The 24,356-nt window shown below is 54.3% G+C and carries 23 protein-coding genes; 16 read left to right on the forward strand and 7 right to left on the reverse strand.

Annotated features, from left to right (window positions below; genetic code table 11):
• Window positions 1-111: 111 nt before the first annotated feature.
• The 5 genes from AC2IBB_RS07460 to AC2IBB_RS07480 all read right to left on the reverse strand — a co-directional run bounded on the left by AC2IBB_RS07460 (window position 112) and on the right by AC2IBB_RS07480 (window position 5,544).
• Window positions 112-708: a Crp/Fnr family transcriptional regulator gene (locus AC2IBB_RS07460; protein ID WP_486332261.1), complete on the reverse strand. Its 597-nt coding sequence runs from the start codon at window positions 706-708 to the stop codon at window positions 112-114.
• Window positions 709-729: 21 nt separating this feature from the next.
• On the reverse strand, window positions 730-1,647 hold the full coding sequence (locus AC2IBB_RS07465) for a DMT family transporter (RefSeq protein ID WP_486332262.1): 918 nt from the start codon (window positions 1,645-1,647) through the stop codon (window positions 730-732).
• 74 nt (window positions 1,648-1,721) lie between these two features.
• Window positions 1,722-2,537, reverse strand: coding sequence for an arylamine N-acetyltransferase family protein (locus AC2IBB_RS07470; RefSeq protein WP_486332263.1), 816 nt, complete (start codon window positions 2,535-2,537; stop codon window positions 1,722-1,724).
• A 71-nt stretch (window positions 2,538-2,608) separates the two neighbouring features.
• Window positions 2,609-5,017 (reverse strand): ribonuclease R, encoded by a 2,409-nt coding sequence (gene rnr / locus AC2IBB_RS07475; RefSeq protein WP_486332264.1) that lies wholly within the window; start codon window positions 5,015-5,017, stop codon window positions 2,609-2,611.
• A 317-nt stretch (window positions 5,018-5,334) separates the two neighbouring features.
• Complete coding sequence (locus AC2IBB_RS07480) at window positions 5,335-5,544, reverse strand: cold-shock protein (protein ID WP_486332265.1); 210 nt, start codon at window positions 5,542-5,544, stop codon at window positions 5,335-5,337.
• Between the two features lie 366 nt (window positions 5,545-5,910).
• Here AC2IBB_RS07480 and AC2IBB_RS07485 point away from each other — a divergent pair, with 366 nt between their 5' ends.
• Together AC2IBB_RS07485 and AC2IBB_RS07490 are read left to right on the forward strand one after the other, a co-directional pair.
• Entirely contained in the window at window positions 5,911-6,372 is a 462-nt protein-coding gene (locus AC2IBB_RS07485) for a GNAT family N-acetyltransferase (protein ID WP_486332266.1), read from the forward strand.
• Between the two features lie 275 nt (window positions 6,373-6,647).
• Window positions 6,648-6,974 (forward strand): DUF3301 domain-containing protein, encoded by a 327-nt coding sequence (locus AC2IBB_RS07490; protein ID WP_486332267.1) that lies wholly within the window; start codon window positions 6,648-6,650, stop codon window positions 6,972-6,974.
• Window positions 6,975-6,986: 12 nt separating this feature from the next.
• Here AC2IBB_RS07490 and AC2IBB_RS07495 read toward each other — a convergent pair whose 3' ends face one another.
• A complete protein-coding gene (locus AC2IBB_RS07495) occupies window positions 6,987-8,003 on the reverse strand; it encodes an AraC family transcriptional regulator (RefSeq protein ID WP_486332268.1) in 1,017 nt (338 codons plus the stop codon).
• A 196-nt stretch (window positions 8,004-8,199) separates the two neighbouring features.
• Between AC2IBB_RS07495 and AC2IBB_RS07500 the strand changes: the two genes are divergently transcribed.
• The 7 genes from AC2IBB_RS07500 to pap all read left to right on the forward strand — a co-directional run bounded on the left by AC2IBB_RS07500 (window position 8,200) and on the right by pap (window position 18,560).
• Window positions 8,200-9,552, forward strand: a complete 1,353-nt coding sequence (locus tag AC2IBB_RS07500; RefSeq protein WP_486332269.1) for an SWIM zinc finger family protein — start codon at window positions 8,200-8,202, stop codon at window positions 9,550-9,552.
• A 55-nt stretch (window positions 9,553-9,607) separates the two neighbouring features.
• Window positions 9,608-11,113: a DUF5691 domain-containing protein gene (locus AC2IBB_RS07505; protein ID WP_486332270.1), complete on the forward strand. Its 1,506-nt coding sequence runs from the start codon at window positions 9,608-9,610 to the stop codon at window positions 11,111-11,113.
• Complete coding sequence (locus tag AC2IBB_RS07510) at window positions 11,110-12,195, forward strand: ATP-binding protein (protein ID WP_486332271.1); 1,086 nt, start codon at window positions 11,110-11,112, stop codon at window positions 12,193-12,195. Before AC2IBB_RS07505 ends, AC2IBB_RS07510 begins: the two co-directional genes overlap by 4 nt.
• A 105-nt stretch (window positions 12,196-12,300) precedes the next feature.
• On the forward strand, window positions 12,301-14,736 hold the full coding sequence (locus AC2IBB_RS07515; RefSeq protein WP_486332272.1) for a DUF5682 family protein: 2,436 nt from the start codon (window positions 12,301-12,303) through the stop codon (window positions 14,734-14,736).
• Window positions 14,733-15,884 carry a VWA domain-containing protein gene (locus tag AC2IBB_RS07520; protein ID WP_486332273.1) on the forward strand — a complete coding sequence of 384 codons (1,152 nt, stop codon included), beginning with the start codon at window positions 14,733-14,735 and terminating at the stop codon, window positions 15,882-15,884. The genes AC2IBB_RS07515 and AC2IBB_RS07520 overlap by 4 nt, the downstream gene beginning before the upstream one ends.
• A gap of 170 nt (window positions 15,885-16,054) precedes the next feature.
• The gene (locus AC2IBB_RS07525) at window positions 16,055-16,954 is read left to right on the forward strand and encodes a sterol desaturase family protein (RefSeq protein ID WP_486332274.1); all 900 of its coding nucleotides are present in this window, start codon (window positions 16,055-16,057) and stop codon (window positions 16,952-16,954) included.
• Window positions 16,955-17,060: 106 nt separating this feature from the next.
• Window positions 17,061-18,560: a polyphosphate:AMP phosphotransferase gene (pap, locus tag AC2IBB_RS07530; RefSeq protein ID WP_486332275.1), complete on the forward strand. Its 1,500-nt coding sequence runs from the start codon at window positions 17,061-17,063 to the stop codon at window positions 18,558-18,560.
• A 44-nt stretch (window positions 18,561-18,604) separates the two neighbouring features.
• On the opposite strand, the gene AC2IBB_RS07535 is transcribed toward pap, so the two are convergent.
• The gene (locus AC2IBB_RS07535) at window positions 18,605-19,510 is read right to left on the reverse strand and encodes an alpha/beta fold hydrolase (protein ID WP_486332276.1); all 906 of its coding nucleotides are present in this window, start codon (window positions 19,508-19,510) and stop codon (window positions 18,605-18,607) included.
• A 270-nt stretch (window positions 19,511-19,780) separates the two neighbouring features.
• Between AC2IBB_RS07535 and AC2IBB_RS07540 the strand changes: the two genes are divergently transcribed.
• The 7 genes from AC2IBB_RS07540 (at window position 19,781) to AC2IBB_RS07570 (ending at window position 24,110) form a co-directional block, all read left to right on the forward strand.
• Window positions 19,781-20,221 carry a type II toxin-antitoxin system RatA family toxin gene (locus AC2IBB_RS07540; RefSeq protein WP_486332277.1) on the forward strand — a complete coding sequence of 147 codons (441 nt, stop codon included), beginning with the start codon at window positions 19,781-19,783 and terminating at the stop codon, window positions 20,219-20,221.
• Window positions 20,222-20,255: 34 nt separating this feature from the next.
• Window positions 20,256-20,615, forward strand: a complete 360-nt coding sequence (locus tag AC2IBB_RS07545) for a DUF6559 family protein (RefSeq protein ID WP_486332278.1) — start codon at window positions 20,256-20,258, stop codon at window positions 20,613-20,615.
• Window positions 20,616-20,633: 18 nt separating this feature from the next.
• Window positions 20,634-20,990, forward strand: a complete 357-nt coding sequence (locus AC2IBB_RS07550; protein WP_486332279.1) for a hypothetical protein — start codon at window positions 20,634-20,636, stop codon at window positions 20,988-20,990.
• Window positions 20,991-21,203: 213 nt separating this feature from the next.
• On the forward strand, window positions 21,204-22,028 hold the full coding sequence (locus AC2IBB_RS07555) for a hypothetical protein (RefSeq protein WP_486332280.1): 825 nt from the start codon (window positions 21,204-21,206) through the stop codon (window positions 22,026-22,028).
• Window positions 22,029-22,126: 98 nt separating this feature from the next.
• Window positions 22,127-22,543 carry an SPFH domain-containing protein gene (locus AC2IBB_RS07560; RefSeq protein WP_486333930.1) on the forward strand — a complete coding sequence of 139 codons (417 nt, stop codon included), beginning with the start codon at window positions 22,127-22,129 and terminating at the stop codon, window positions 22,541-22,543.
• A 119-nt stretch (window positions 22,544-22,662) separates the two neighbouring features.
• Window positions 22,663-22,968, forward strand: a complete 306-nt coding sequence (locus AC2IBB_RS07565) for a transcriptional regulator (protein ID WP_486332281.1) — start codon at window positions 22,663-22,665, stop codon at window positions 22,966-22,968.
• A 29-nt stretch (window positions 22,969-22,997) separates the two neighbouring features.
• Window positions 22,998-24,110: a hypothetical protein gene (locus AC2IBB_RS07570; RefSeq protein ID WP_486332282.1), complete on the forward strand. Its 1,113-nt coding sequence runs from the start codon at window positions 22,998-23,000 to the stop codon at window positions 24,108-24,110.
• Window positions 24,111-24,356 lie beyond the last annotated feature (246 nt).

Below are 24,356 nucleotides of genomic sequence, written 5' to 3' on the forward strand. Positions count from 1 at the left end.
GCTCCTTGGTTAAGGTCTACCTGATGGCGGAGAATTTAGCAATGGAGGCCGTCGTCTGCACTCTAATGATTGCTTTCAAATTCGAAGCGCTGTCAGCGAGTCGGTTGGCGCCTAGTCGAGGCGCAGCTTCTTGCGGATGCGGCTGAGCGCTACCGGCGTGATGCCGATATAGGAAGCAATGTATTGCAGGGGGATTTTGTTTTTAAGCTGTGGGTTCTGCTCCAGGAAGTTGAGGTAGCGCTGCTCCGCCGTCAATTGCACAAAGCCGTAAATTCGTTCTTCCTTGCCGATGAACAGCGCTTCCAGCATTTTAGTGTAGGTGGCGAGCAGACCTGGAAAACGCAACAGGCTCTGGCTGAAATGGCTCCAGTCGAACTCCAGACAAAGCACATCGTCCAACGCCTCAATGCTGAACAGCGCAGGCGCGCCGCGCACCATGGCGCGAGTGGAGCCGGCGATATTGGGCGAACAGGCGAAGGACTGAGTAAACTCCTTGCCTTCAGGCGATACGCAGATGTATCGGGCGAAGCCTTTGGCGAAATAGAACAGTTTGGGCGCAGGACATCCTTGCTGGATCAACAGTTCGCCTTTGCGGTAGCAGTGGATCTCACCTTTGAGGCCGAGATCCGCCAAGTCGTCGGCGTCAATCAAGCCGTATGATTGCTTCAAAAAGTCCAGGAAACTCCGCTCAATCTCGCGCTGATTCATCCGTATCCCCTCACCACTGCATTACTGTGTCTGTGTGTCGCCGACATGGACCTTGCGCGCCGCTGGCGCCCAGACGCCGGAGATCAGCAGCAGGGCGAGCAGCGTCAGAGCGACGCCCGGCAGACTGTACCACAGCTCCGGACCTTGCATGAAACCCTGTCCGGCGGCGACGAATGTGGGGATCAAATAACTGAACGCCAGCAAGCGATTAGGGCCGACTTTTTGCACCAAATGTTGCTGCAGATAAAACGTGGCGATGGTGGCGAACAACGTCAGATACAGCAGCACCCGCCAGAAATCAAACTCGCTCCAGGCGACCTGCTCAACCTCTCCGGCCAGAACCATAACCGGCGCCATCAGAATCGCCCCCATCATCATGATGTAGAACGCGCCCTGCATGGGGGGCGTATTGGAGCCCCATTTCTTGACGAGTGTGACGTGCAGCGCGAGGCTGGCGCAGGCGAGAAGAAATAGAGCGTCGCCGTCGTTCCAGGCGAGGCTGTCCGCGCTGTCGCCATGCGTTGCGAGCAATACCCACAGTGCGCCGCCTGCGCCTAGAATAAAACCGCATAGCATGACGCCATTGACGGCGGCGCCCAGGAGCAAACGGCTGATCGTCACGCTCATCAGGGGAACCAGTGTGTATATAACGGAAGTGTTGAGCGCCGTAGTGGTCTTTAACGCTTCAAACAGTCCGATAAAGAACAGCACCAGAAAAAGGCTGATCACGCCATAACGCAGCAGCAGACCAAGATCGCTGAATAAGGGGTAACGGGACAGCGTCAACGGCGCCAACAGCAATGTCGCGAGAATAAAACGCAATTCCGTTCCGGCGATGGGGCTGGCGTATTGGGGCAGGTCGGCTGACACCACAAAGGAGGACGCCATCAGCGCCACCCACAGCAACAGCGTCAGCGTATCTTTGGCGAGCGCGTGCATAAGTCGAATCCACTTTAGTAAATAAAATCAGGGTAAAAACAAGAGGTTCGTGCGATGTGGGAGAATGTCCGCGCTCAGGCGGACTTTCCGGCGATAAATTTATTGAACAGAAACTCCGAAACAGCGGCGTCCACATTCAATTCGAATGTCTGCGTCAGATGATGGTGCAGCGTCTCTGCGTCAGCGACCGGCTCAATGGTGGTTTCGCCGTTGCGCATGCGATGCAACTCGCCGTTGCGCAATGAGTGCACGTCATTGAAGTACTTGCGGCAAACCACCAGATTGTGCAGGAAGGCGGCGTTGGGGTGTTTGTGAGAGTAGAAGTGTCCGGTGAGGCAGTCCGCTTCGCTATAACGCCCCAGGTCAAAAGTATATAGGGTGAAAAACTCTCCCTCTTTCAGAATCTGATAGCAGTAATCGCCCCGCGCATTTTTGACGATGCGATAGACGGCGTCGCCCAGGTCCTGCTCCAGGCCTTCTTCGAGTTTGATGGGAAAACGCGCCCCAAAATGACCGAAACCGGTATCGACGATGTACTGGGCGTCTTCCAGGGTAAGTAAAGTGATGCGGTGAGTGCGAGGAACGTCGTTGTCTGAGTTATAGACCACGCGCGCCAGCAGGATGCGTACATCCAGGTCGAGCGCGGATAGCGCGTCGAAAGTCAGCTTGTTATGCTCGAAGCAATAACCGCCGAAGCCCTGACGCACGATCTTGTTGAATACGGACTCGCTGTCTATCGGGATGTCCTGGGACAGCGCCACCGACAGATTATTGAAGCTGTGTTTGGCGATATGCCGGCTCTGCATATCGCGGATCAGTTCCAGAACAGGGCGATTCGGGTTAACGTCCAGGTCGGTAAAATAAGCGTTGGCGATTTCGGTCAATGTCATTGAATTTATCCTTCATCAATCAATTTTCCATCAGCCTATCTTGAGCGCTTTGTTATGTAATTAACCTGGGTTTAGTGCGCTTTCTCTGCGGCGGGAAGCTTTTTCGAATACTGGCCGCCGGACTTTGCTTTTCCTGAGCGTCGTCCGGGAGCTCTGTCTTTGCTGCGGCGCTTTTTGCCGGAGGCGCTCTTTCTGTTTCCTTCTTGCTCCTGGCTGACCATTTCAAGTTCTATTCTGCGCTGCTCCAGGTCTACGCGGACCACTCGCACCTGGATGGCGTCTCCCAAACCATAGCTCTTTTTACTGCGCTCACCGGTCAACCGCTGTTTGGCGGCGTCGAATTGATAATAGTCGCCCGCTAGCGATGATACATGAATCAAGCCTTCGACCATGACCTCTTTCAACTCTACGAAAAGACCGAAATTAGTCACGCCGCAAACGGTTCCGACAAAGGTGTCGCCAATGCGATCCTGCATGTATTCGCACTTGAGCCAGGCTTCCACATCCCAGCTGGCCATATCAGCCCGGCGCGACGTGAGGGAGCACTGCTCGCCCAGCTTCACCATGTCCTGCGCGCTGTAGGGGTAACTTTGAGTCGGCGTCAACGGCGCGGCGCTGTGAACGCGCCGCACTGGATCGGAGCCCAGCCCGGTTAAGGATTTGAGTGCGCGTTTGAGTTTACCCCCGCTTTCTTCGCCCCGAATCACCGAGCGAATGGCGCGGTGCGTCAACAGATCGGAATAACGCCGGATCGGCGACGTAAAATGAGCATAGGCGGAGTAAGCCAGCCCGAAGTGGCCAAGGTTTTCCGGACTATATTCCGCCTGGCTCAACGATCTCAGCATGATGGATTGAATGACTTCCGCATCCGGACGCTCGTTAATGCTGTTCAACAGGTTGCGGTAGTGACTGGCGGTTGGACGCTTGCCGCCGCCCAGGGACAGTCCCAGCTCCCCGAGAAACGCGCGCAGACTTTCCAGTTTTTTCTGCAACGGGCCTTGATGAACCCGATACAGAGCCGGGAGCTTGAGCTTTTGCAGGAAGCGCGCCGTCGCGACGTTGGCGCACAGCATGCATTCTTCCACCAGCTTGTGGGCGTCGTTGCGTACTACCGGGTCAATCCGGCTGATTTTGCGGTTGGCGTCGAATTGAAACTTGCTTTCCGTGGTTTCAAAGTCAATCGCGCCGCGTTTACTGCGAGCCTGGCGCAGAGCCCCATACAGCTTATGTAAGGCCTGCAGATGCGGAACCAGGTCTGTATAGCGTTGCTGGACTTGTTGTCCAAGTCTGGACTCTGGCTGCTCCAGCAATGCGCCGACCTCCGTATAGGTCAGGCGGGCGTGTGAACGCATAATTCCCTCATAGAACTGGTATTTGCCGAGGTTCCCTGCTGCGTCGATGAACATTTCGCAGATCATGGCCAAGCGGTCCACGTTAGGGTTCAACGAGCAGAGGCCATCGGAAATGGCGGCAGGCAACATCGGTTCTACGCGCCCTGGAAAGTAAACGGATGTCCCCCGTTTCTGGGCTTCGACATCCAGTGGACCGCCTGGCGTTACATAGTGGGATACGTCGGCGATGGCGACAAACAGACGCCATCCGCCATTGCTGCGCGGTTGGCAGAAAAGCGCATCGTCAAAATCCTTGGAATCCTCGCCATCGATGGTTACCAGAGGAACCTGCCGCAGATCGTAGCGGTGCAATTTGTCTTCCTCCGCTACTTCCGTCCCCAACTGTTTCGCCGCCTGCAGAGTTTCCCGGGGCCAAGTGAAGGGAATGTCGTGATTACGAATAGCGACATCGATTTCCATACCTGGCGCCATGGCGTCGCCAAGCAGTTCGACCACCTCGGTAAGCATGGGAGAGCGATTTCTGGCGTATTTGATGATATTCACCACCACGTACTGGCCATCAATGGCGTCACCGACGCTTTCCGGCGTAATACTGATCTCATTGCAGATGCGGTCGTTATCCGGGATCAGCATGCAATCGCCGGATTTCGTGCTCAGGCGCCCCACCAGCTGCGTTGTGTTGTGCTCCAGCACCTTGATGATCTGAGCTTCCTGGCGTCCGCGATGGTCAACGCCGCAGATGCGGACCTGAACACGGTCGCCGTCCAGCGCTTTGCGCATCTGGCTTTTGCTCAGAAGTAAATCATCGCCCCCTTCATCCCTGGCCAGAAATCCGTGTCCTTCACGACGGCCGATGACACGTCCGCAGATCAACTCACTTTGATTGACTGGCGTGTAATCTCCGCGGTCGAAAGTTATCTGTCCGTCACGCTCCATCGCTCGCAAGCGGCGTCTGAGCGCTTCAAGATCCTGAGCGCTGCTTAACTCAAGATGTTCAGCCAGCTGCTCACGGTTGAGTCGTCCGCCGTTCTGGCTGAGAACGCTGAGAATGAAGTCGCGGTTAGGGATTGGATTGTCGTATTTTTGCGCGTCTTGGGCGCTAATTGCAGTTATTGAGGCTGTGCTCATGATGTTTCCTCTTTGGAAAAGACAGCCGATAACTTGCTCTGGATAGTATATGAAGAGAGGCTTCAGTGTAGTTCAGATAAAACTCGACAAGATATATGGGCTGGTAATGCTTTAAATAATTTAGAAATAAGCGATAGGCGCTTACAGATAAGAGTACGGAAGGCGGTGACGAAAGGCAGTTTAACTTTTTGCTGATAAAAGCGAAGTAAGCATAAATTAAGCTGAAGCAGCCGAGACGACAATATATGCGCCTCGGACTTGCATCGAGCAAAAGGGCTAACAGAAATAATATTTCCGATAGCTCCGATTACTGCAGCTTACAGGCAGACAATATTCGCCGCCTGTGGCCCTTTTGGCCCTTGAGTTACAGTGAACTCAACTTGCTGACCTTCCGTCAGGGTCTTGAAACCGTTGCTGACGATAGCGCTGAAGTGTGCAAATACGTCTGGGCCGGATTCTTGTTGAATAAAACCAAAACCTTTAGTTTCATTGAACCATTTAACAGTGCCTTTAACTGCTTCGGACATAAAAATTTCCTGAAATTAATGAATAAAAAATGTGCCTTGCGGGCGGTTTTAAAGTGGAAAAACAAGACTGGAATTTAAAACTACAGGACGAAGATTATGAATAAAACATCGAGCGGAGTGTTAAATAAAACTATAGGCTTACTTTCTACCTTTTCGTGAGTCTATAGCTTTGTTACTGGTTGTCAACAAATAATTTATTAAAAAATATTTCTAACGCCGGAGCGGTTATCCCCAACGTCGATGATGGGCTTTGAATATTACGGCTTGCGAGAGGAAGGCGGCGGACTTTTGAGATGCGGGAAAAGAGGGGATTCGACATTGCATTCGTTCAGAGGCTCTGGAACCATGTTGACGGTTTGAAAGAGTTTGAGTAACTGGTATCCGATGAAGCTGAATGAGCTGGTCATCCGCGCTGCGACGGCGGCGGACACTCCTGACTTGAGCAGGATATTTTTTGAGTCGCGCAAGGAGACGTTTTACTGGATTGAAGCTGATATGTTCTCGATCCATGATTTTCTCGGGAGCGTTCGAGATGAGGAGGTGTATGTCGCCGCTCATGAGGGCGCAGCGATCGGGTTTGTCTCGATCTGGAAACCGGAGAGTTTCATTCACAACCTGTATGTGGATAAACCTTATAAAAATCGCGGCGTCGGCACGGCGCTGCTGGAGTTTTGTCGCCAGCGCTATGCCTCGCCGTTGCAGCTGAAAGTCGCCGCCCAAAACGAGTCGGCGGTTGCTTTTTATCGCCGCCGGGGCTGGCGGGAAATTGAGCGCGGCGTGGATTTGCCTACTGGCGAATATTTGCTGATGCACTTGACCTCCGCCTGACCCGCCCCCAAAAACAATCTGCGTCGTTACTCAAACTTCGTGATCTGTCTCCAAAGCGCTCCAGGCGGTTGGCGTCCTCCACGGCAAAGTCGTTATGATGAGAATTATTAACATGGCGATGATGCCGCCATGTTAATAATCAGGCGCATGGATACGCCTGCGCGGTTAGCCGCGGGAGACAAGGCCTGATATGTGCGGGCCCTGTCGTTGCAGGCAATTAGAAGGAAGCTTTTTGCCTGCCTGATTAATATCTCCATAGTAAAGATGGAAACCTTATGAATCTGCAATTGATCGATTTGTTCTGGCTGACGCTTTGCGCCGTCGCGCTCTGGGGGTGGTGGGAGGCGTTGAAGGTGCGGGAGATCGCCCTTGTCGCCGCTCGGCGTCAATGCCAGGAGCTTGATCTGCAATTTCTTGACGGCAGCGTAGCGCTGCGCAAGTTGAGTTTTCAGCGGGATGCGCGCGGCGCCATGCGTTTGGCGCGGGCCTATACGTTTGAGTTTTCCTCCACCGGCGAAGAGCGTTATAACGGCGAAGTGGATACTCTGGGACGCAGAGTGAAAGACGTGCGTCTGGATGCGCATCGCATCAGTTATCATTAGCGGCCTTGGCGACTAACCCGCAAGCTCCTTTTCGCGGCGATACTGACCTGGCGTCCTCCCGGTCCAGCGTTTGAACGCCCGCTGGAAGGCGCTTTGATCAGCGAAGCCGAGAAAGAAAGTAATTTCAGACAAGTCCAGACGTCGATCTCCGATTTGCCGTATCGCTAACTCCCGACGCGTCTCGTCCAGGATTTGCTGATAGCTGCGCCCTTCTTCCTGCAGCCGCCGCTGTAGCGCTCTTTCCGACAATCCCAGCGTTTGCGCCGTTTTTTTCAGGCTGATATCCCCAGCCTGCAGCAAATCGGTTAGCGCCGCTTTTACTTTATCGCTGAAGTCCGCTTCCGGGTTGAGCTTCAACAGTAACCGGTCAGCGTATTCGTCCAGCAGCGCCAACATGGCGGGGTCGTGCTGGCGCAAAGGCAGGTCCAGATAAGCGGCGGGAAAACGGACTTCAATGTTGTCGCAGGAGAATTGCAGAGGGCACTGGAACAGGCGCTCATATTCCCGAACGTCGGATGGGCGCGGGTGCTGAAAGCGGATGAGCGTTGGAGAAATGTCCGCGCCGGTTATCCAGCGGGCGAATGTAGTCCAACTGGCGATATTCTCTTCCGCGATGTGGCGCGACAGATCCGGCGAACAACTGTCCCAGCTCAGAATTACTTCGTCGCCGGAATGACGGTAAGTGGTATGGCCGACGTCGCATACCAGGCGTTCATAGCGCTCATGCCGTACGATGGCCTCCCGTAGCGTTTTGCAATTCATGACGCTGAGTCCAAGCACGCCGTATTGCCCGGGTTTGATCTGTTCGCCGACATGCAGCCCGATGCTTTCGTCATTCAACAGCGCGCTGGCGGCTTCCAGCATGGCGCCGAACAAACGGGTCGGCAGCCGTTGCTGCGCCTCGCCAATTTCGCTTTCGGATATCTGGAAGGATTGTAAGAATAAAGACGTATCCTGTCGCTTCATAATGAGATAATCCACCAGTCCGCGGAGATAGGCGGCGGAAATCTGACTGTCTCGAATAATCATGGTGCGTCTTTGAGCTGCATGTTGGAACGAGTTTGTGTTTTTGTGCGTTCACGGCCGAACATATTCTAACCAGGCTTTGTATGTGGAGCGCAAATATGAATTATGAATGACGGCCCTATACAAATACCGCCGATTCTGTTTTAAATAAGCCGCCGCTCGTCACTAATCAACCACCCATACTGGAAAGTTGTAATTCGTGTCCTGGAATCAAGAACAAATTATCGCCATGGCGCCGGATAGCGCCTCAGTCAAAGCCGCACAGAAACTCACCAGCACAAGCAAATGGCCGTTATTGGAATATAACGATGACGCCATCTGGGGACATTGTCAGGGAAGCGGATCGAAGCCTTATCAATCCCGCATTGATCTGTCGGGTCCTGCATTTAAATGCTCTTGCCCGAGCCGAAAATTTCCCTGTAAGCATGGGCTCGCGTTGTTTCTGCTGTACGCTCAGCAACAAAATGGTTTCACCCGCCAGCAAGACGCGCCCGATTGGGTGGCTGAGTGGCTAGAAAGCCGCGCTGATCGAGAGCAGAAAAAAGTAGAGCGCGCGCAGAATAAAAAGCCCGTGGACGTCGCCGCGCAGGAAAAGCGTAAAGAGCAGCGCGAACTAAAAGTCAGCGCCGGGGTGGATGAGTTGACCTTGTGGGCTGAAGACGTAGCCCGCACCGGTCTTGCGGACCTGCAGAACAAGAATTACCAGTACTGGAAAAATCTGGAGTCGCGCATGGTGGACGCGCAGGCGCCGGGACTGGCCAATCATGTGCGTCAGTTGGCCTCCCTGGCCATCACTGGCGACCGGATGTCGGAACTGGCGGCGGCGCTCAGCCGTTTGTATTTGCTGTTAAGCGCCTACGGTAGAATGGACCAGTTGGCGGAGGATCTGCAGGCGGACATTCGCACGCAGGTCGGATGGCCATGGAGCCAGGATGATCTGCTTGCGCTGCCGCCGGTGGAGGATGTCTGGCTGGCGCTGTCTCACAGTCAGACCCAGGAAGACCGGCTGGTGATGCAGGTTATTCATTTGGTGGGACTGGAATCCGGGCGCATGGCCAAGGTGGTTAATTTTGCGCACGAAACTCAGCGCGCCAGCCTGGTGATGGGATGGCGCGGCGGACAATTGATCCGGGGGAAAGCCCACTTTTATCCCTCCGGTTCACCGTTGCGGGCGATATTTGCGGACGCCGCCACTTTGTCGCCGGAGCATGTCGGCGATACGCATGCGACCCCCGCCGGGACAAGTCTGGACGCGATGTTCAACCAGTATGAACAATTACTCGCACGGAATCCCTGGGTTGGTCCTTATCCCTTCATCGTCGACGCCGTGGTCCCCTGGCGCCAGGACGATGCTTTCTGGCTGGTCGACGCCGGTGGTAAAGCCGTCCCTCTGGCCGAGCCTGACGGTGATGTCTGGAAACTGCTCGCGGTCAGCGGCGGACACCCCGTACGCGTTGTTGGCGAGTGGTGCGGCGACCGTTTCAATCCGCTCGGCGTATGGGCTGAACGTCAATACTTCGACTTAACCTCGCGTCAGGCGCTTGCTGCGTAAGCGGCGCCTGAGTCGTTGGATCTATCAGAAAACTTCACGCAAGTCAGGATTCATCATGCAGGAATGGAACGATAGCGTTAGACGCCTGATATTGGGCTGCGACGCTCAGGACGCGCCTTGGGCTGCGCCATCGGCGGAACTGGGCGCGGCGCTGGATAAAATGGCGCAGGAGCCAGCGGAGCGTCGCCTGTTGAAAGCGGCCGTTATGTTTAACTTTACGCGTCTGGTTGGACAATCACATCAGCATGCTCTAACGCTGGAGCCAGCTCAGCATGAAAGCGTCGAGCAATGCAGCATGCGTGCGGAAGAACTGCTGCGCGCAGCTTTGCGCACGAAAGACGCGCGTTTGCTGGCGGAATACCTGGCTGCTTTGACTGACGCCGGGCGCGTGTCGCCGCCAGCGGCGTTGCCGGATTTATTCGACGCTGCGCTGGGCCAGAGCAGACTGCAGGTCAGCCTGCGTCATGTCATGGGCGAGCGCGGACGCTGGCTGTGCGGACTGAATCCCAAGTGGAAAACGTTGTGCAGTGACGCGCCTGCTCCGGAAGAGCTGGCCCATCTCAGCGGCGTGGCCAGAACGGATGCCTTTCGTCGCTTGCGCGAGAATGATCCAGGCGAAGCTTTGGATCAATTGAGCGCGATCTGGAAAGACGAACCCGCCAAGGAGCGCGCCGTGTTGCTGGAGGTTATGAAAGTTGGTCTGAGTCCTAGTGACACCGCTTTTCTAACTGCCTGCGCGGATGATCGCAGTCTGGCGGTGCGCTATCAGGCGACCCGGTATTTGGCGCAGCTCGGCGAAGAGTCAGTGCTGGTCCCCTTACGGGAGTGGCTGGCGAAGTCGTTGCAGTTAAAAAAGGCCTTGTTAAAGAAATCCCAGTTAAACATCGAGCCGCCCAAAGAGTTCGATAAGTCATGGGAAAAGTGGGGCCTCAAAGACGATCTGGCGCACTTGCCGAATCGCACCAAGGTGGGTAAGCGGGCGGGCTGGTTTTATCAGGTGCTGGCTTTGCTGCCGCCGCGCGCCAGCGCTGAGATTCTGCAGACGTCCCTGGACCAGACGATAGATTTGTATCGTCGCAGCGACTACGCGGATGCGGCGCTGTTGGCGTTGTCTGAAGGCGCCATGTTGCATGGCGACGTGGCGTATTTTGAGACGCTGTTTCCTGCGCTGTCTGAAGTGGAGCGCACCGAATATCTGGGCGGACTGGCCGCCGGCTTCGCCGCCGAAAAGGTCGAGCCGCTGATACTGCCGGCGCTGCAGGCGGCGATGAAGAGAGACAGTCAGTTCTGGCTGCCGGTGCTGTATCAACTTAAAGCATTCTCTTCGCTCACACCCAGGCTGTCCGAAGCCATTGCGGACATGATTCGCGCGAAGATCATTGAAGGCGAAAGCTGGTACTACGATGCACACCAGACAATTGATCAACTGGCTTATCAGTTTTCGCTAACTTCTTACGAGAAAATTCGCTCCCTGCTGGAGCCGTTGCAAGACGACCGAACCAACCCTTTGCTGGCGGTGTACAAGAACCGCGTTGAATTCCATAAGGAGCTACAGTCATGACCGAACAAGCTATTTTAAGACAGCACGCGGAACAACTGTTCCAGCAGGAACTGGAAGCATTGCGTGAAGTGGACAAGCGTCAGCGTCCCGCGAGCTGGGCGCTGTCCCCCTGGGCGGTCTGCACTTATCTGATGGGCGGAAAGCTGGATAACGGCTTTGAAGTGACGCCCAAGTACATCGGTTCCCGCAGGCTGATGGAAATCGCTGTGGCGACGCTGACAACCGATCGCGCGCTACTGCTATACGGTGTGCCCGGTACGGCGAAATCCTGGGTCTCTGAGCACCTGGCGGCGGCTATCTCCGGCGATTCCACCATGGTGGTGCAGGGCACGGCCGGCACCAGTGAAGAAGCCATGCGTTATGGCTGGAACTACGCACAGTTGTTAGCGCACGGCCCCAGCCGGGATGCGCTGGTGGAGTCGCCGCTGATGCGCGCCATGTCGCAGGGTAAAATCTGTCGCATTGAGGAGCTGACGCGGATTCCGTCTGACGTGCAGGACACCCTGATTACGGTGCTGTCGGAAAAACACCTGCCCATCGCTGAGCTGAATGATGAAGTGCAGGCGGTGCGCGGCTTCAACGTCATCGCCACCGCCAACAACCGCGACCGTGGCGTCAACGAACTGTCCAGCGCCCTCAAGCGCCGCTTCAATACCGTGATTCTGCCTACTCCCGCCACCATTGAAGAAGAAGTAAATATCGTCTCCAAGCGCGTCAGCGATATGGGACGCGCTCTGGAATTACCCGTGGAAGTTAACGCCATTGCGGAGATTCAGCGCGTTGTAACGATTTTCCGCGAACTGCGCGAGGGCAAGACCCTGGATGGCAAGGAAAAGCTGAAGTCTCCCAGCGCCACGCTTAGCACCGCTGAAGCGATCTCGGTCATGAACAGTGGCCTCAGTCTGGCCCATCACTTTGGCGATGGCGAGCTATCGGCTTCAGATCTCGCATCAGGTTTGATTGGCGCTGTGGTGAAAGATCCTGTGCAGGATGCAGTGGTTTGGCGTGAGTATCTGGAAACGGTGGTGAAAGAGCGCGACGGCTGGAAAGACGTGTATCGCGCCTGTCGCGAACTGAGCTGAAATATCGGATCTGACGAACGCGCGCCATAAACTAACGTTGCTATTTGCGGTGTTGGAAGAGTTGCTATTCAAGGATGCGCGTCAAAAAAGGGCGACAAGCGAATCATGCTTATCAACGACAAGATTTTATACCTGGGCATTCGCCATCATGGACCCGGCTCCACCGCCAGTATGCTGAGAGCGCTGGCGGACTTTCAGCCGGAGATCCTGTTGGTGGAAGGGCCCCAGGAAGCGGAACCGCTGCTGGAGCATCTTCACAGTGAGCAATTGCAGCCGCCGGTGGCGCAGTTGATTTATGCAGGGGATGACTACCGCGACAGTGTGTTCTATCCGTTCACGGAATTTTCGCCGGAATGGCGGGCCATGCATTTTGCGCGACGCAACAACCTGCCGTTGCGTTTCTTTGATTTGCCGCAGGTCCATAGTCTTGCTCTCGCTCGGCAAGCTCGACAAGAAGCCGCGGCGGCTGCGGAAGCGGCCGAGCGGGAGATGGCGCAGCAACAAAGCGCAGAGGCGCTGGATGAAAGCCTTGCGGGACAGAATGAGGCGGACACTGATGCGCTGGCGGCGGAAGCCCTGACTGACGAGAACGGCTGCTCTGAAAAAGACAGTGAGACAAGTATTGACTCATTGACTCTCAGCGGCGATCCGCTGGACGCGCTGGCGGCCGCGGCGGGATTCACCGACGGCGAACGCTGGTGGGAACACGTGGTGGAGCAGCACAGCCAGGGCGCTGAAGTGTTTGCTGCGATTGCGGACGCCATGGGAGCGTTGCGCGCGGAAGCCTCCGCACAAAAACTCAGTGATCGTGAAGCGCGCCGCGAGGCCTGGATGCGCTCGATGGTGCGCAAGGCCGAGAAAGAAGGCTTTAAACGCATCGCGGTGATTTGCGGCGCCTGGCACGTACCGGCGCTGGTGAAAAAAGTTGCGATCAAGGACGACAATGCGCTGATCAAGGGGCTGCCTAAAATCAAGCTGAACGCCACCTGGATACCCTGGACCTATGATCGGATCAGTTACCGCAGCGGCTACGGCGCGGGCGTGGATGCGCCGGGCTGGTACGAGCATATCTGGCGTTACGCGGTGCGCAGCGCTGCAAACGGCGACCCAGTGCGCGATGGCGTATCCGCTTCCTGGCTGACGCGGGCGGCGCGGGAGCTGCGCGAGCAGGGCTTTGATGTGGCGCCTTCCAGTGTAATAGAAGCGGTGCGCATGGCGGATACACTGGCGGCTCTGCGGGAGAAGCCGCAGCCCAGTCTTGATGAGATGAATGAAACCATCCAGACCTTGTTCTGCTTTGGCGATGCGGCTCCTCTGGCGTTGCTGCAGCGTAAATTGCTGGTGGGCGACCGCATCGGCGTTGTGCCGGAAAACTTGCCCAAGACGCCGTTGCAGGCGGACTTGCAGGCGCAACAGAAATCACTGCGTCTGAAAGTGTCCACGGTCGAGGAAGATCTTGAACTGGATTTGCGTAAAGACAACGGCAAACTGCGCTCGGCTTTATTTCATCGGCTCAATTTGCTGGGAGTGAAGTGGGCGCGTCTGGTCAGCGACCGCAGCGGCAAGGGCACATTTAAAGAAATCTGGCGTCTGCAATGGCAGCCGGAGTTTGAGCTCAGCTTGATCGAACAGAGCCTGTGGGGCAATAACATTGCTACCGCCGCCATGGGATACGCTCTGGAACAGCTGCGCAACGCCAGTAAATTAAGCGATATCACCGCCTGGGTGGATCGGCTGTTGTTGGCGGACCTGCCTGAAGCGATTCAGGATGCGATTGTGGTCCTGCAACAGCAGGCGGCGACGGTCAGTGATGTGGATCAGCTGATGGCGGCGCTGCCGCGACTGGTGAACATCGTGCGCTACGGCGACGTGCGCGGTGCGGATACGTCGATATTGCACCATGTCATCGAAGGCTTCTGCGCCCGTATCAATGTTGGGCTGGTGTATCAGTGCCGCAATGTGGATGAGGACGCCGCTAAAGTGCACGCAAAATTGATCGCGGATATGACGGATGCGCTTAAGCTCTATGCGGATGCGGACCGATTGAGCGAGTGGTGGCGTGAGTTGTGGCGTCTGGCGAGGCAAACTGAGGTGAACGGCGTAATTCTGGGGCGCTGTTATCGATTGCTGCTGGGGGCGGATCAGATCAGTGGCGACGAAGCGGCGAATGCGCTGTCCTTTGCGCTGTCCGCCGCGGAAGAGCCTTCTCACGCAGCGGCCTGGATTGAAGGGCTGTTGGAAGGCTCTGGTCTGCTGCTCATCCATGATGATCGTCTATGGTCGGTGCTGGACGCCTATTTATGCGCTCTGACGGAAGAACGCTTCATGCTGTTGCTGCCGTTGTTGCGGCGGACTTTCTCCAGCTTCGCCGATGGCGAGCGGGCGAACCTGAAGCGTAAATCTCGCTCCACCACGGCGACCGCCGCAGGGATTATTGCTGACCCTGATTTTGACTACAGCCGGGTGAACGCCATGCTGCCTTTGCTGGAAACCCTGCTTGGCATCGGCGCCCATAACGACACGGAGAACTCATCCTCATGACTCTGCTTTCCGAACGAGAAAGACGCTGGCGGTTGTTGCTGGGCGGCGATAATCAGGACAACGCCTCGATGAGCGCCGAGGATATGCAGCTGGACCAGATTCTCAATGCGCTGTATGGTTCTGACGACGAACGTGGCGCGGATTTATCCTCGTCCGCGCCGAAGGTGGCGCGTTGGCTGGGAGATATTCGCGAGCGTTTTCCCAGCTCCGTCGTGCGGGTGATGCAGAAGGACGCGTTCGAGCGACTGAATCTGGAGCGCATGTTGCTGGAGCCGGAGATGCTGGAAGCGGTGCAGCCGGATATTCATCTGGTGGCCAATTTGATGTCCCTGGGGCATCTGATTCCGGAACGCTCCAAGGAAACGGCGCGGCAAGTCGTGCGCAAGATTGTCGAAGAGTTGATGCGCAAGTTGCAGAGCAGCACCGAGCAAGCCATTCGCGGCAGCCTTAATCGCGCCATGCGCAAGCAGCGTCCGCGTCACGCGGATATCGACTGGGCGCGCACCATTCGGGCGAATCTCAAGCACTATCAGCCGGAGTATCGCACCATCGTGCCGGAGCGTTTGATCGGCTACGGCCGTAAGCAACCGAGTGCGCTCAAGGAAGTGATGCTGTGTGTGGACCAGTCCGGCTCTATGGCGTCGAGCGTGATCTACGCCAGTATTTTTGCGGCGGTGATGGCGTCTATTCCTGCATTGAAAACCCAGCTGGTGGTGTTTGATACGGCAGTGGTGGATCTGACGGAAAAACTGCAGGACCCGGTGGATGTTTTGTTTGGCGTGCAGTTGGGCGGCGGCACGGATATCAACAAAGCCGTCACTTATTGCCAGCAGCAAATCACCAAGCCACAGGACACGTCGTTCATCCTGATCACCGACCTGTATGAAGGCGGCGACCAGAAGCAACTGGTGCAGCGGGTGGCGGAGCTGAAAAACGCGGGCGTAAATGTCATTACTTTGCTGGCGCTCAATGATGACGGCGCGCCGTATTTCGACAAGCGTCTGGCGCAACAGTTCGCCAGTCTGGACGTGCCCACCTTCGCTTGTACGCCGGACCAGTTCCCGGACCTGATGGCGGTGGCCCTGGGCGGCGGCTCGGTCGCAGACTGGACGGCGAGCCAGGATATTGTGATGGAGCGGCAAGGGTAGCGCGCCCTTGTCGCGCGCTTCGCTCATCCCGCGTTGACCAGTCACGACTGTTTGCTGTCGCCTCAGGCCAATAACCCAGGCGTGAAACATCTATAATCAAACTGTCTCCGCAACTGAAAATGTCCAGACTGGCGCAAGCCGGATATGTATGGACCTAACGGAGTGTTCGGATGCAGTTTGAACTTCAATATTTGTTGCTGGCGTTAGCGCCGGTTTTCCTCGGGTTTATCGCCTGGGAGGCCTGGTATCTGCGAGACCGGGGCGCGAGTTTTCCGACCGCGCGATATACTTGGCCGGATACGCTCAGTAACGCCGTGTTGGCGCTGATGCATGAGGGGTCTGAAGCGGTGGCCGCCATCGTACTGATTTATGTTTACGACGCGGTCTTCTCATTGCGCCTGTTTGATATTCCCGCTGCCTGGTGGAGTTTTATTCTGCTGTTTTTACTGCAGGATTTTTGTTACTACTGGTTTCACCGCGGCAGTCATCGCATTCGTTGGATGTGGGCGTCCCATGTCGTACACCATTCCTCCGAGAGCCTTAACCTTTCCACTGCATTTCGTCAGAGCCTGACCTATCCGATTTCCGGCATGTGGCTGTTCTGGCTGCCGATAATATTGGTCGGCTTCACGCCGCAGCAGGCCGTGACGATGGTGATGCTGAGTCTGGCGTTCCAGTTTTTTATCCATACCCAGGCAGTGCGCCGCTTGAGCTGGTTGGAGACGGTTTTCAACACCCCTTCTCATCACCGGGTGCACCATGCCCGCAATCCGGAATACATTGACAAGAACTTCGCCGGCATTCTCATTGTTTGGGACAAAGTGTTTGGAACCTTTGTCGCGGAGAAAGATGATTTGCCCTGTGAGTATGGGACTGTGAAACCAGTGCACAGTCACAATCCCCTCTTTTTGACGTTTCATGAGTGGCGTGACATGTGGCGTGACGCGTGCGATTCCGGGCTCACTCCGGGGGGCAGATTAAGGACGTTATTTGGCCCTCCCGAGTCGGCTTCATCTGAGGCTCCGCCTCAGACGCAGACCGAGGAACCGCTGAATGCGACCTCCACCTGAATGCAGACTTTTTCGACTCCCTGTCCCTGAATCCACTATAGTTAAAGGACACATAGGCGACGGCCTTTATGCGTCGTAAAGAGTATGGGAATCAGAGGGTTGTGGTATGTTTGAAGCAGTTGAGCTGGGGCGCAAGCTGGATAAGAAGGACTACAAGAAACAGGCCTCGTATTACAGAGACAGGCTGCTATTCGCCCAATTCGCCCTCGTGAATGCGGGGATTCCGGTTTACATACTGCTGGAAGGCGTCGATAACACCTGCAAAGGCGAAGTGGTCAACCTGCTGAATCAATGGCTGGACACCCGTGGCCTCGAAGTCACCGGATTTGGCCCAAAAACCGATGAGGAAGCGGAGCGTCCCCGTTTCTGGCGTTACTGGCGCACCTTTCCCGCCCGCGGCCGCGTCGGCCTGTTCTACGGCTCCTGGTACACCGGTGAACTGATCACACGCGCTCTTGAAAAGCAAAGCAAAGCGGACTTCGACAGCCATATGCTGCGCATTAATCGCCTGGAAAGCATGTTGGCCCAGGACGGCGCTTTGATTCTGAAATTCTGGCTGCACACCTCCAAAGCCTATCAGAGGCGTAAATTTAAAGAACTGAAAAAGGATAAACATGGCCGCTGGCAGGTGTCCGAGTTAGACGAGGCTCTTCATGCGCGCTACTCCGACTACATCAAAGCCGCCGAGCGCGCAGTGCGCCTGACAGATCAGGCGGACACTCCCTGGATTGTGGTGGAGTCCGAGGACGACTATTTTCGTAATATCATGGTGGCGAAAAACATTTTGCAGGCGCTTGAAAAGCGTCTGGCGGAGAAACAAGAAGATCTCGAAACCATAAAAAACGCCACTCCCAAGAAGCCCCCCGGCGATTTTCCAAGCGAGACGGTCTTGTCCCAGGTCGACCTGAGCGCAGACCTTTCGCGGGAAGAATACGATACTCGTCTGGAGCTGGCGCAGGCGCGCTTAAACAGCCTGAGCTGGCGCGCTTACCATCAGGGCGTTTCCACGGTGATGCTGTTTGAAGGCTGGGATGCGGCGGGTAAAGGCGGCGCCATCCGACGCATTATGGAGGCGGTCGACGCCCGCATCGCCCGCGTCATCTCCATCGCCGCCCCAACAGATGAAGAAAAGGCGCATCATTACCTCTGGCGCTTTTGGAGGCATGTACCACGAGCCGGACGCGCCACGATTTATGATCGCAGCTGGTATGGCCGGGTGCTGGTTGAGCGTGTGGAAGGTTTCGCTACCATTGACGAATGGCGGCGCGCATACACCGAAATCAATGATTTTGAAGAACAGCTTTGCGATCACGGCAATGTCTTGCTGAAGTTCTGGCTGCATATCGATCAGGAAGAGCAGCTGAGTCGTTTTGAAGAGCGGAAGGCGACGCCTCGTAAGCGCTATAAAATAACAGATGAAGATTGGCGGAATCGGGAAAAATGGCCCGCCTATGAGCAGGCGGCTCATGAAATGATTATGCGCACCAGTACGGACTATGCGCCCTGGACCCTGGTTCCCGCCAACAGTAAACGTCATGCCCGCGTGACAGTGCTGGAGGCGGTTTGTGATCGACTGGAAAAAGCATTGCAGGGCAAGCGCGGGTAGTCAGGGCGAGATCCGCCCTGACTCCGGTTTCTCTGCATTACGGCTTAGATCGCCGGCGCTGGCGCGCTGGCTTCACGGAGAAATGTTGGCTCCGCATCCCGCAAAAAATCGGCAATGAGCGGGCAGACTTCCGTTCCTTTGTCCTCGGGCAGGAAATGGCCGGCGTCATCGAAAGTCACCGCAGTGTGGTGGGTGAGCAACTGCATCCATGTACGCAGCTCCCTCTCCTGAAAGGCGAAGTCTTTCATGCCCCATAGGAGCAATGCGGGAATATCCGCGATGTTGGCGCGCTTCTCCCAGAGTTCTTCCAACCATTCGTCCGCTTTGATGATCTGCTTGGGGAATACCCAGCAACCTTTACGCTCTGCGGGATTTTTCAGCGGCTCCGCATAGTGTTTGTAGATATTGGGGCTTAGCTTTTTTTGCACCGCCTGCTTCAGCAATACGCTGACAAAAACATTGAAGCGCTTGATCATGAGCCGCCCCAGGAAGCCCCCCATCAATGCGCTGAAAGTCTCATACTTGACGTCGCCGTGAGTGGACCACATCCAGGTGTTCATTATCACCAGACGGCGTACGTTGTGCGGGTTATTCAGCGCGTAGGAAAGGCCGATAGGACCACCCCAGTCCTGCACCACCAGCGTGACGTCCTGCAGGTTCAGTCTTGCAATCAACGTCTCCAGATTTTTGGCGTGGTCTTTAGGCAGGTAAGACCAGTTCTGAGGTTTGTCGGAGAGGCCGAAACCAATGTGATCCGGGACGATGCAGCGAAACTGTCCGGATAAACCTTTGATCATGTTGCGATAGAGAAAGGACCAAGTGGGATTGCCATGCAGCATGACAATAGGCTTGCCCTGACCTTCATCGACGTAATGCATACGTCCTGGTCCGAGCTCAATAAAGTGCGATGCGAAAGGGTATTCCTCTCTATTTATCCATTGATCGTCCATGGCGGCTCCATTTTTCGGATTTTAGCCTGATTAAAGGAGTAATCTTCTTGAAAGCTATAGGATTAATAGTTATACGTACGACACTCGCCACACCAGGTGGACAACTACGCGCTCCCTAGAGTCTCTTTGACGCCAGGAGTCTATCGAGATGATGGAAAGCGCTCCTACTTTAAATGAGACAGCTGCTTGCGACCAGAGGAAAATTGCCGGGAAGGCGATGACGCGACGGGTGAGCAGCGGGCTGTACGCATCAATCTTGTGCGGTGAAATATGATCGAGCGGAGTTTGGAAATAAAGGCGTCTCCCGAGATGCTGTTTGATCTCAGTCAGGATTACAGTAAACGCCTGGCGTGGGACCCGTTTCCAGAATCTTATCGCTTTATAAATGGGACACAGCCTGCAAAGGGATTGCAGCTTGAAATCGTTGCGAAAAACGGTTTCTCCATGACCGTGGAGTATGTCTCTTATAAACGCCCATCCGTTGTCGCGATAAAAATGGTGCACGGCCCCTGGGCGTTTGCAAAATTCGCAGGCTCCTGGTCGTTCCAGCAAATATCGCCTGTAAGCAGTAGAGTGACGTTCAAATATAGCATTGTTGGCGCGCCAACATGGCTGAGGCCTATTGTGACGCTGGTGATCAATGTCGTCTTTGGTCGTAGCGCAAAACGTAGACTGTCCGCGCTTAAATATTATGCTGAAGCTATCCAGTAATAATTCGAACAGGTTGGTCTTCCAAAGGATTAATATGTTAAGCAGTTTTTTTAAGAATCGTGCGCTGAATAAATACTTGCGGGTGCTGCCGTCCATATTGTGTAAGGATTATGGCGGCGGTCCTCAATATACATATGGACAGATTACGACAGCGATTTCCAGATACGGCTTGTCTGGCAAGTATACCCATTACGCTGTCGCGCTGTTTGCCGCTCAGGAAAGTATTGAAGTGGTTTTCGCTGAGCACTTTCCAGCACTGGAATACGGGAGAGTTCGAAAAGAGTTGGCGGAACGTTTTTTCGCTGGCGATTTGGACTTTAAGGTCAGCACCAGAGGCTTTTCTCCAAGTGGGAATACTCCAGTAGGAGCGCCTCCTGGGGACGGATCGGATTAAAGACGTGCAGGAAGTCTAATGAAAAAAATCCACAACATGATATTAGCGCTGCTGATTGCCTTATCAGTTCTATACGCGCTGTTTCAAGCATATCTGAATCTGCAAGGCGCTGATGTCTCGGACTCAACAGACACTGTGTGGAGCCTGGTGTTTGCATCGCTAGTTGCTCTTTGGGTATCCAAGGACCCAAAGAGACAATACTTTAAAGCGCCATTCGAGTTTCATGCATTCATATTCTTTCTGTGGCCGTTTACTTTACCGTACTACTTGGTAAAGACCCGGGGCGGCGTTGGGGTGGCTCAGTATCTGGGCTTCTTGGGAATGAAGCTACTGTCATTTTTTGGCGGAGTAGCCATTTATTTCTATTATTCATGAAAGATTGATAGGCTAAATGTAATGTGTTTGTTAGTGTTGTATATACATTAATAAAGCAATCTGAATGTAAGCTGAACAAGGGTTATTTATAAGGTTTGTTTATCGATTTGGTATCTGTTTAGAATGCTTGGCATGAGAGTTGACCACCTTCTTGTTAGCTCTCACATCTTTTAATTCAATGTGGAAGAATCCAAGAGTTCTAGAGATATAACTATGAATAAACAAGTTTTAGCTTGCAGCCTTTTTACGCTCTCTGTTTCGTTATTTGGTTGTGGCGGAGGTGGCGGCTCCAGTAACAGTCAGCCTGCTGACACCTTGGTAATTAATAGTGAAAACGCGCCGAAGATAGCCGCTATTGTAGTTGCCGCTGATTTTACTGGTGGTTTAGAGAGCGGTATTGATGATGCGTCTGATTTTGCAGCCATTCCTGTGCAAAAGAAGTACTTTGAGGCGCTTGACGATGGGCGTTTTGAGCGCAATACAACTGGAGGCGGTTTATCTGTTAGTTGCGAATATAACGGTATGGTCACTATGGATATGACCTCAATATCAAACGACGGTGGCGTCTCAACTGCTTTTTCGGGAACCTTTGCATTTGATAACTGTAGTGACGACGGCGATTTTACCTTGAATGGCGCCTTATCGACTGCTGGCAACACTTATGATCATGGCTCAAGGAGTAACTCCAACACGAGTGGAAGTGTAAGTTTGCGTGACCACTATACTGGCAAGAGCGTCACTATCGGTGATATCAAAATATCGATGAACATAGAATATGGCGAATACAATTACAGCCAGTCCTATTATGTCAGCGGTTCAATGATTGATGACAAGAGGTTTAGCGTTATGACTAGACAGCAAGTGTCGGGTGTTGTTGACCATGCGCCTGCCACCGGACTCCTTCAGGTTAACGGCGCGGAAGGCTCAGGTTTCACCATTGAGTTTGATTCAGTCGGAGACGGCGTTTGGATCGACCATACAGGCGGTCGTGGAACCTACTACTCATACGCGGAGCTGAAATATTTGGCCGTGGACTGATTCCTGTTTAACATGACGCCTAAATCTTTTTGAACTTGAGTTTTAAGATGTATCAAAACCGACAAGCACTGGCGTTAGGATCTCTGATATTTTTGGCTGTGGCATTTGTGGCGTTCATTCTTCTGGCGCTATGGGGATGGCCAAAATACAAAATCTACAAAATGGAGGCGGACGGCGTAGCCGCGCTGCGGGAAGCGGAATGGACCAAGAAGATCCTGATCGAAGAAGCCAAAGCCAAGGAACAGGCGTCGCTTTTGCAGGCGAAAGCTCAGGTCACGTTGGCGGAAGCGGAAGGTAAGGCGATGATTGCGCGCGCCAAAGCCGAAGGTCAGGCGGATATTGAAAGAGCCAAAGCCGCCGCCGAAGCCAACAAAATCATCGGCGCATCACTGAAAGACAATGAAGCCTATCTGCGCTACGTCTGGATTAAAGGCTTGCAGGACGGAAAAGGCGAACGGATTTATATTCCTACCGAAGCAGGGTTGCCGATACTGGAAGCCGGTAAGGCCAAGTAACGGCCTCTCTAATTCGCTATTGCTCACTTGAGCCCGCTGAGTTCCCGCGCAAGTCATGACAGACTTATTGCACTTTATGACGGACGCAGTGGAATTTGGCTAATAAATGCATGGAACCAATGAAATCAAAGACCCCCATTCCACAAGAACGTAATGAAACGGTCAGACAGGAACTGATGTCCGTGTTGCAGGACGGCGCTTTTACTGTCGGCTCCTTATCAAAGCTGATAGGAAAATCCGAAAAGGAGATTTATGGTCATCTGGAGCATTTGCAGAAGACGGGCTCTCTGAACATTGAACCTGCCCGTTGCGGCAAGTGCGACTACGTATTCGAAGATCGCTCCCGGGTCAAAAAGCCAGGCAAATGTCCCAAGTGCAAAGGCACTTTTATTGATGAGCCGGTATTCTCCGCAAAGGCCCGATAGGGCATAGATGAAACTTATAGAGGCGACTCATGCAAAGCGAACAGGCGTTGCGCGAAACAATGCAAAACTATCGGCAGGCGTTGCGCGGATATTTGTTGGACTTGATCGCAAGAATCAAACCGTCGCCTTATAACGAAGATATCTACGCGTTCATTATCGATGTGCGCATACATCACTATTACTGTGTGGTTGGCGTAAATAATCTGGCTGGCTATCAGGCTTTTACCGAAAGTGAAAGTCACTCCGCCGCAGATTTACTGGGTTTTGGCGGACGTAAATTCAATGTGGACGACTTTTCCATTCGGGCGGAAGGCAATGATGAGCTGGGAGAATTCAGCGTATTGTTTAACGAACTCTGTCGTGACTATTTTGATGTGTCGGAAGACGCGGATGCAGGAACGGATGAGCGGGAAACCGCCGAGCGTCTTCTCACGCTCCTGCCTGATCTCTACCTTGAGGCGCACGTCGAGGCTCTGAAAGACGTCAGCGCGGAGTTGCGCACGATGAACACAGTCGATGACTTTGTGGCGTTTGTCGCGGCGAGTTGGGACTTGGATGAAGCGGAGAGTGTGGCTCTGGCCAAACAAACCATCGCTGACGACCTGTTCGATAAAGTGTTCGAACCTTCTCAAGTTATCACCGTGGACGAGCAGGACCTGTCCGACTTTGACGCATTGCTGCAAAAGGTCGCTGACCACTACCTGTATACCGGGTCAGACCGACCGATTCTGCATGCCGACCTGATTGGTAAATATGAAAGTGCGCTGGCGGCCGCCCGACCGCAGATAGATGACGCACTAATCGGCGTGATCAGCGATCTACTGGCCGAGGCGAAAAATAAGAGCAAGAATCAGGACGAACCCTACTTCATCAATTTGTTTGAAAAAGAGGGCGCGTTCCTGTCTGCCATCTGTGGTCTCTTTTTCGCTAACCCTGTCCCTCGCCAGGCGACAGAGCAGCGTCTGCTAGCGTTGCTTGCCCTGACTTGTGCGGAACCCTATCGCAGCACCGGCCACACCATGTCCATCGCGCCTTCCCTGATAGCGGATGTCCTGTATACATTGAATGCGGAGCGCTTTCCCGTATCGGATTCCTGCATGACGACGTTCTATCTGCAAAATTATAAAGCGTACTTGTCATAACCGGTCACACCATGGGCGCCGGTATGTTGCCGGAGGCGAGAAAAAACGATTAAGATCAATTCGATAGGCGCTATGGTCTGACAGTCTGTCTGATTGTCGATCCTGGTTGCGTCGAACAGCGCAGGAACCGCGCGCACCACTACAATGGACTAGTTTTAAGATGTTGAGAGACGCCACTCATTTCATTTGTACAGAGATGTCCCCCCTTTTCCGTAGTCCTGATCCCGCGCGCCAGTCTGCGGCGCA

Source organism: Hahella sp. NS-SX17, from assembly GCF_057367735.1.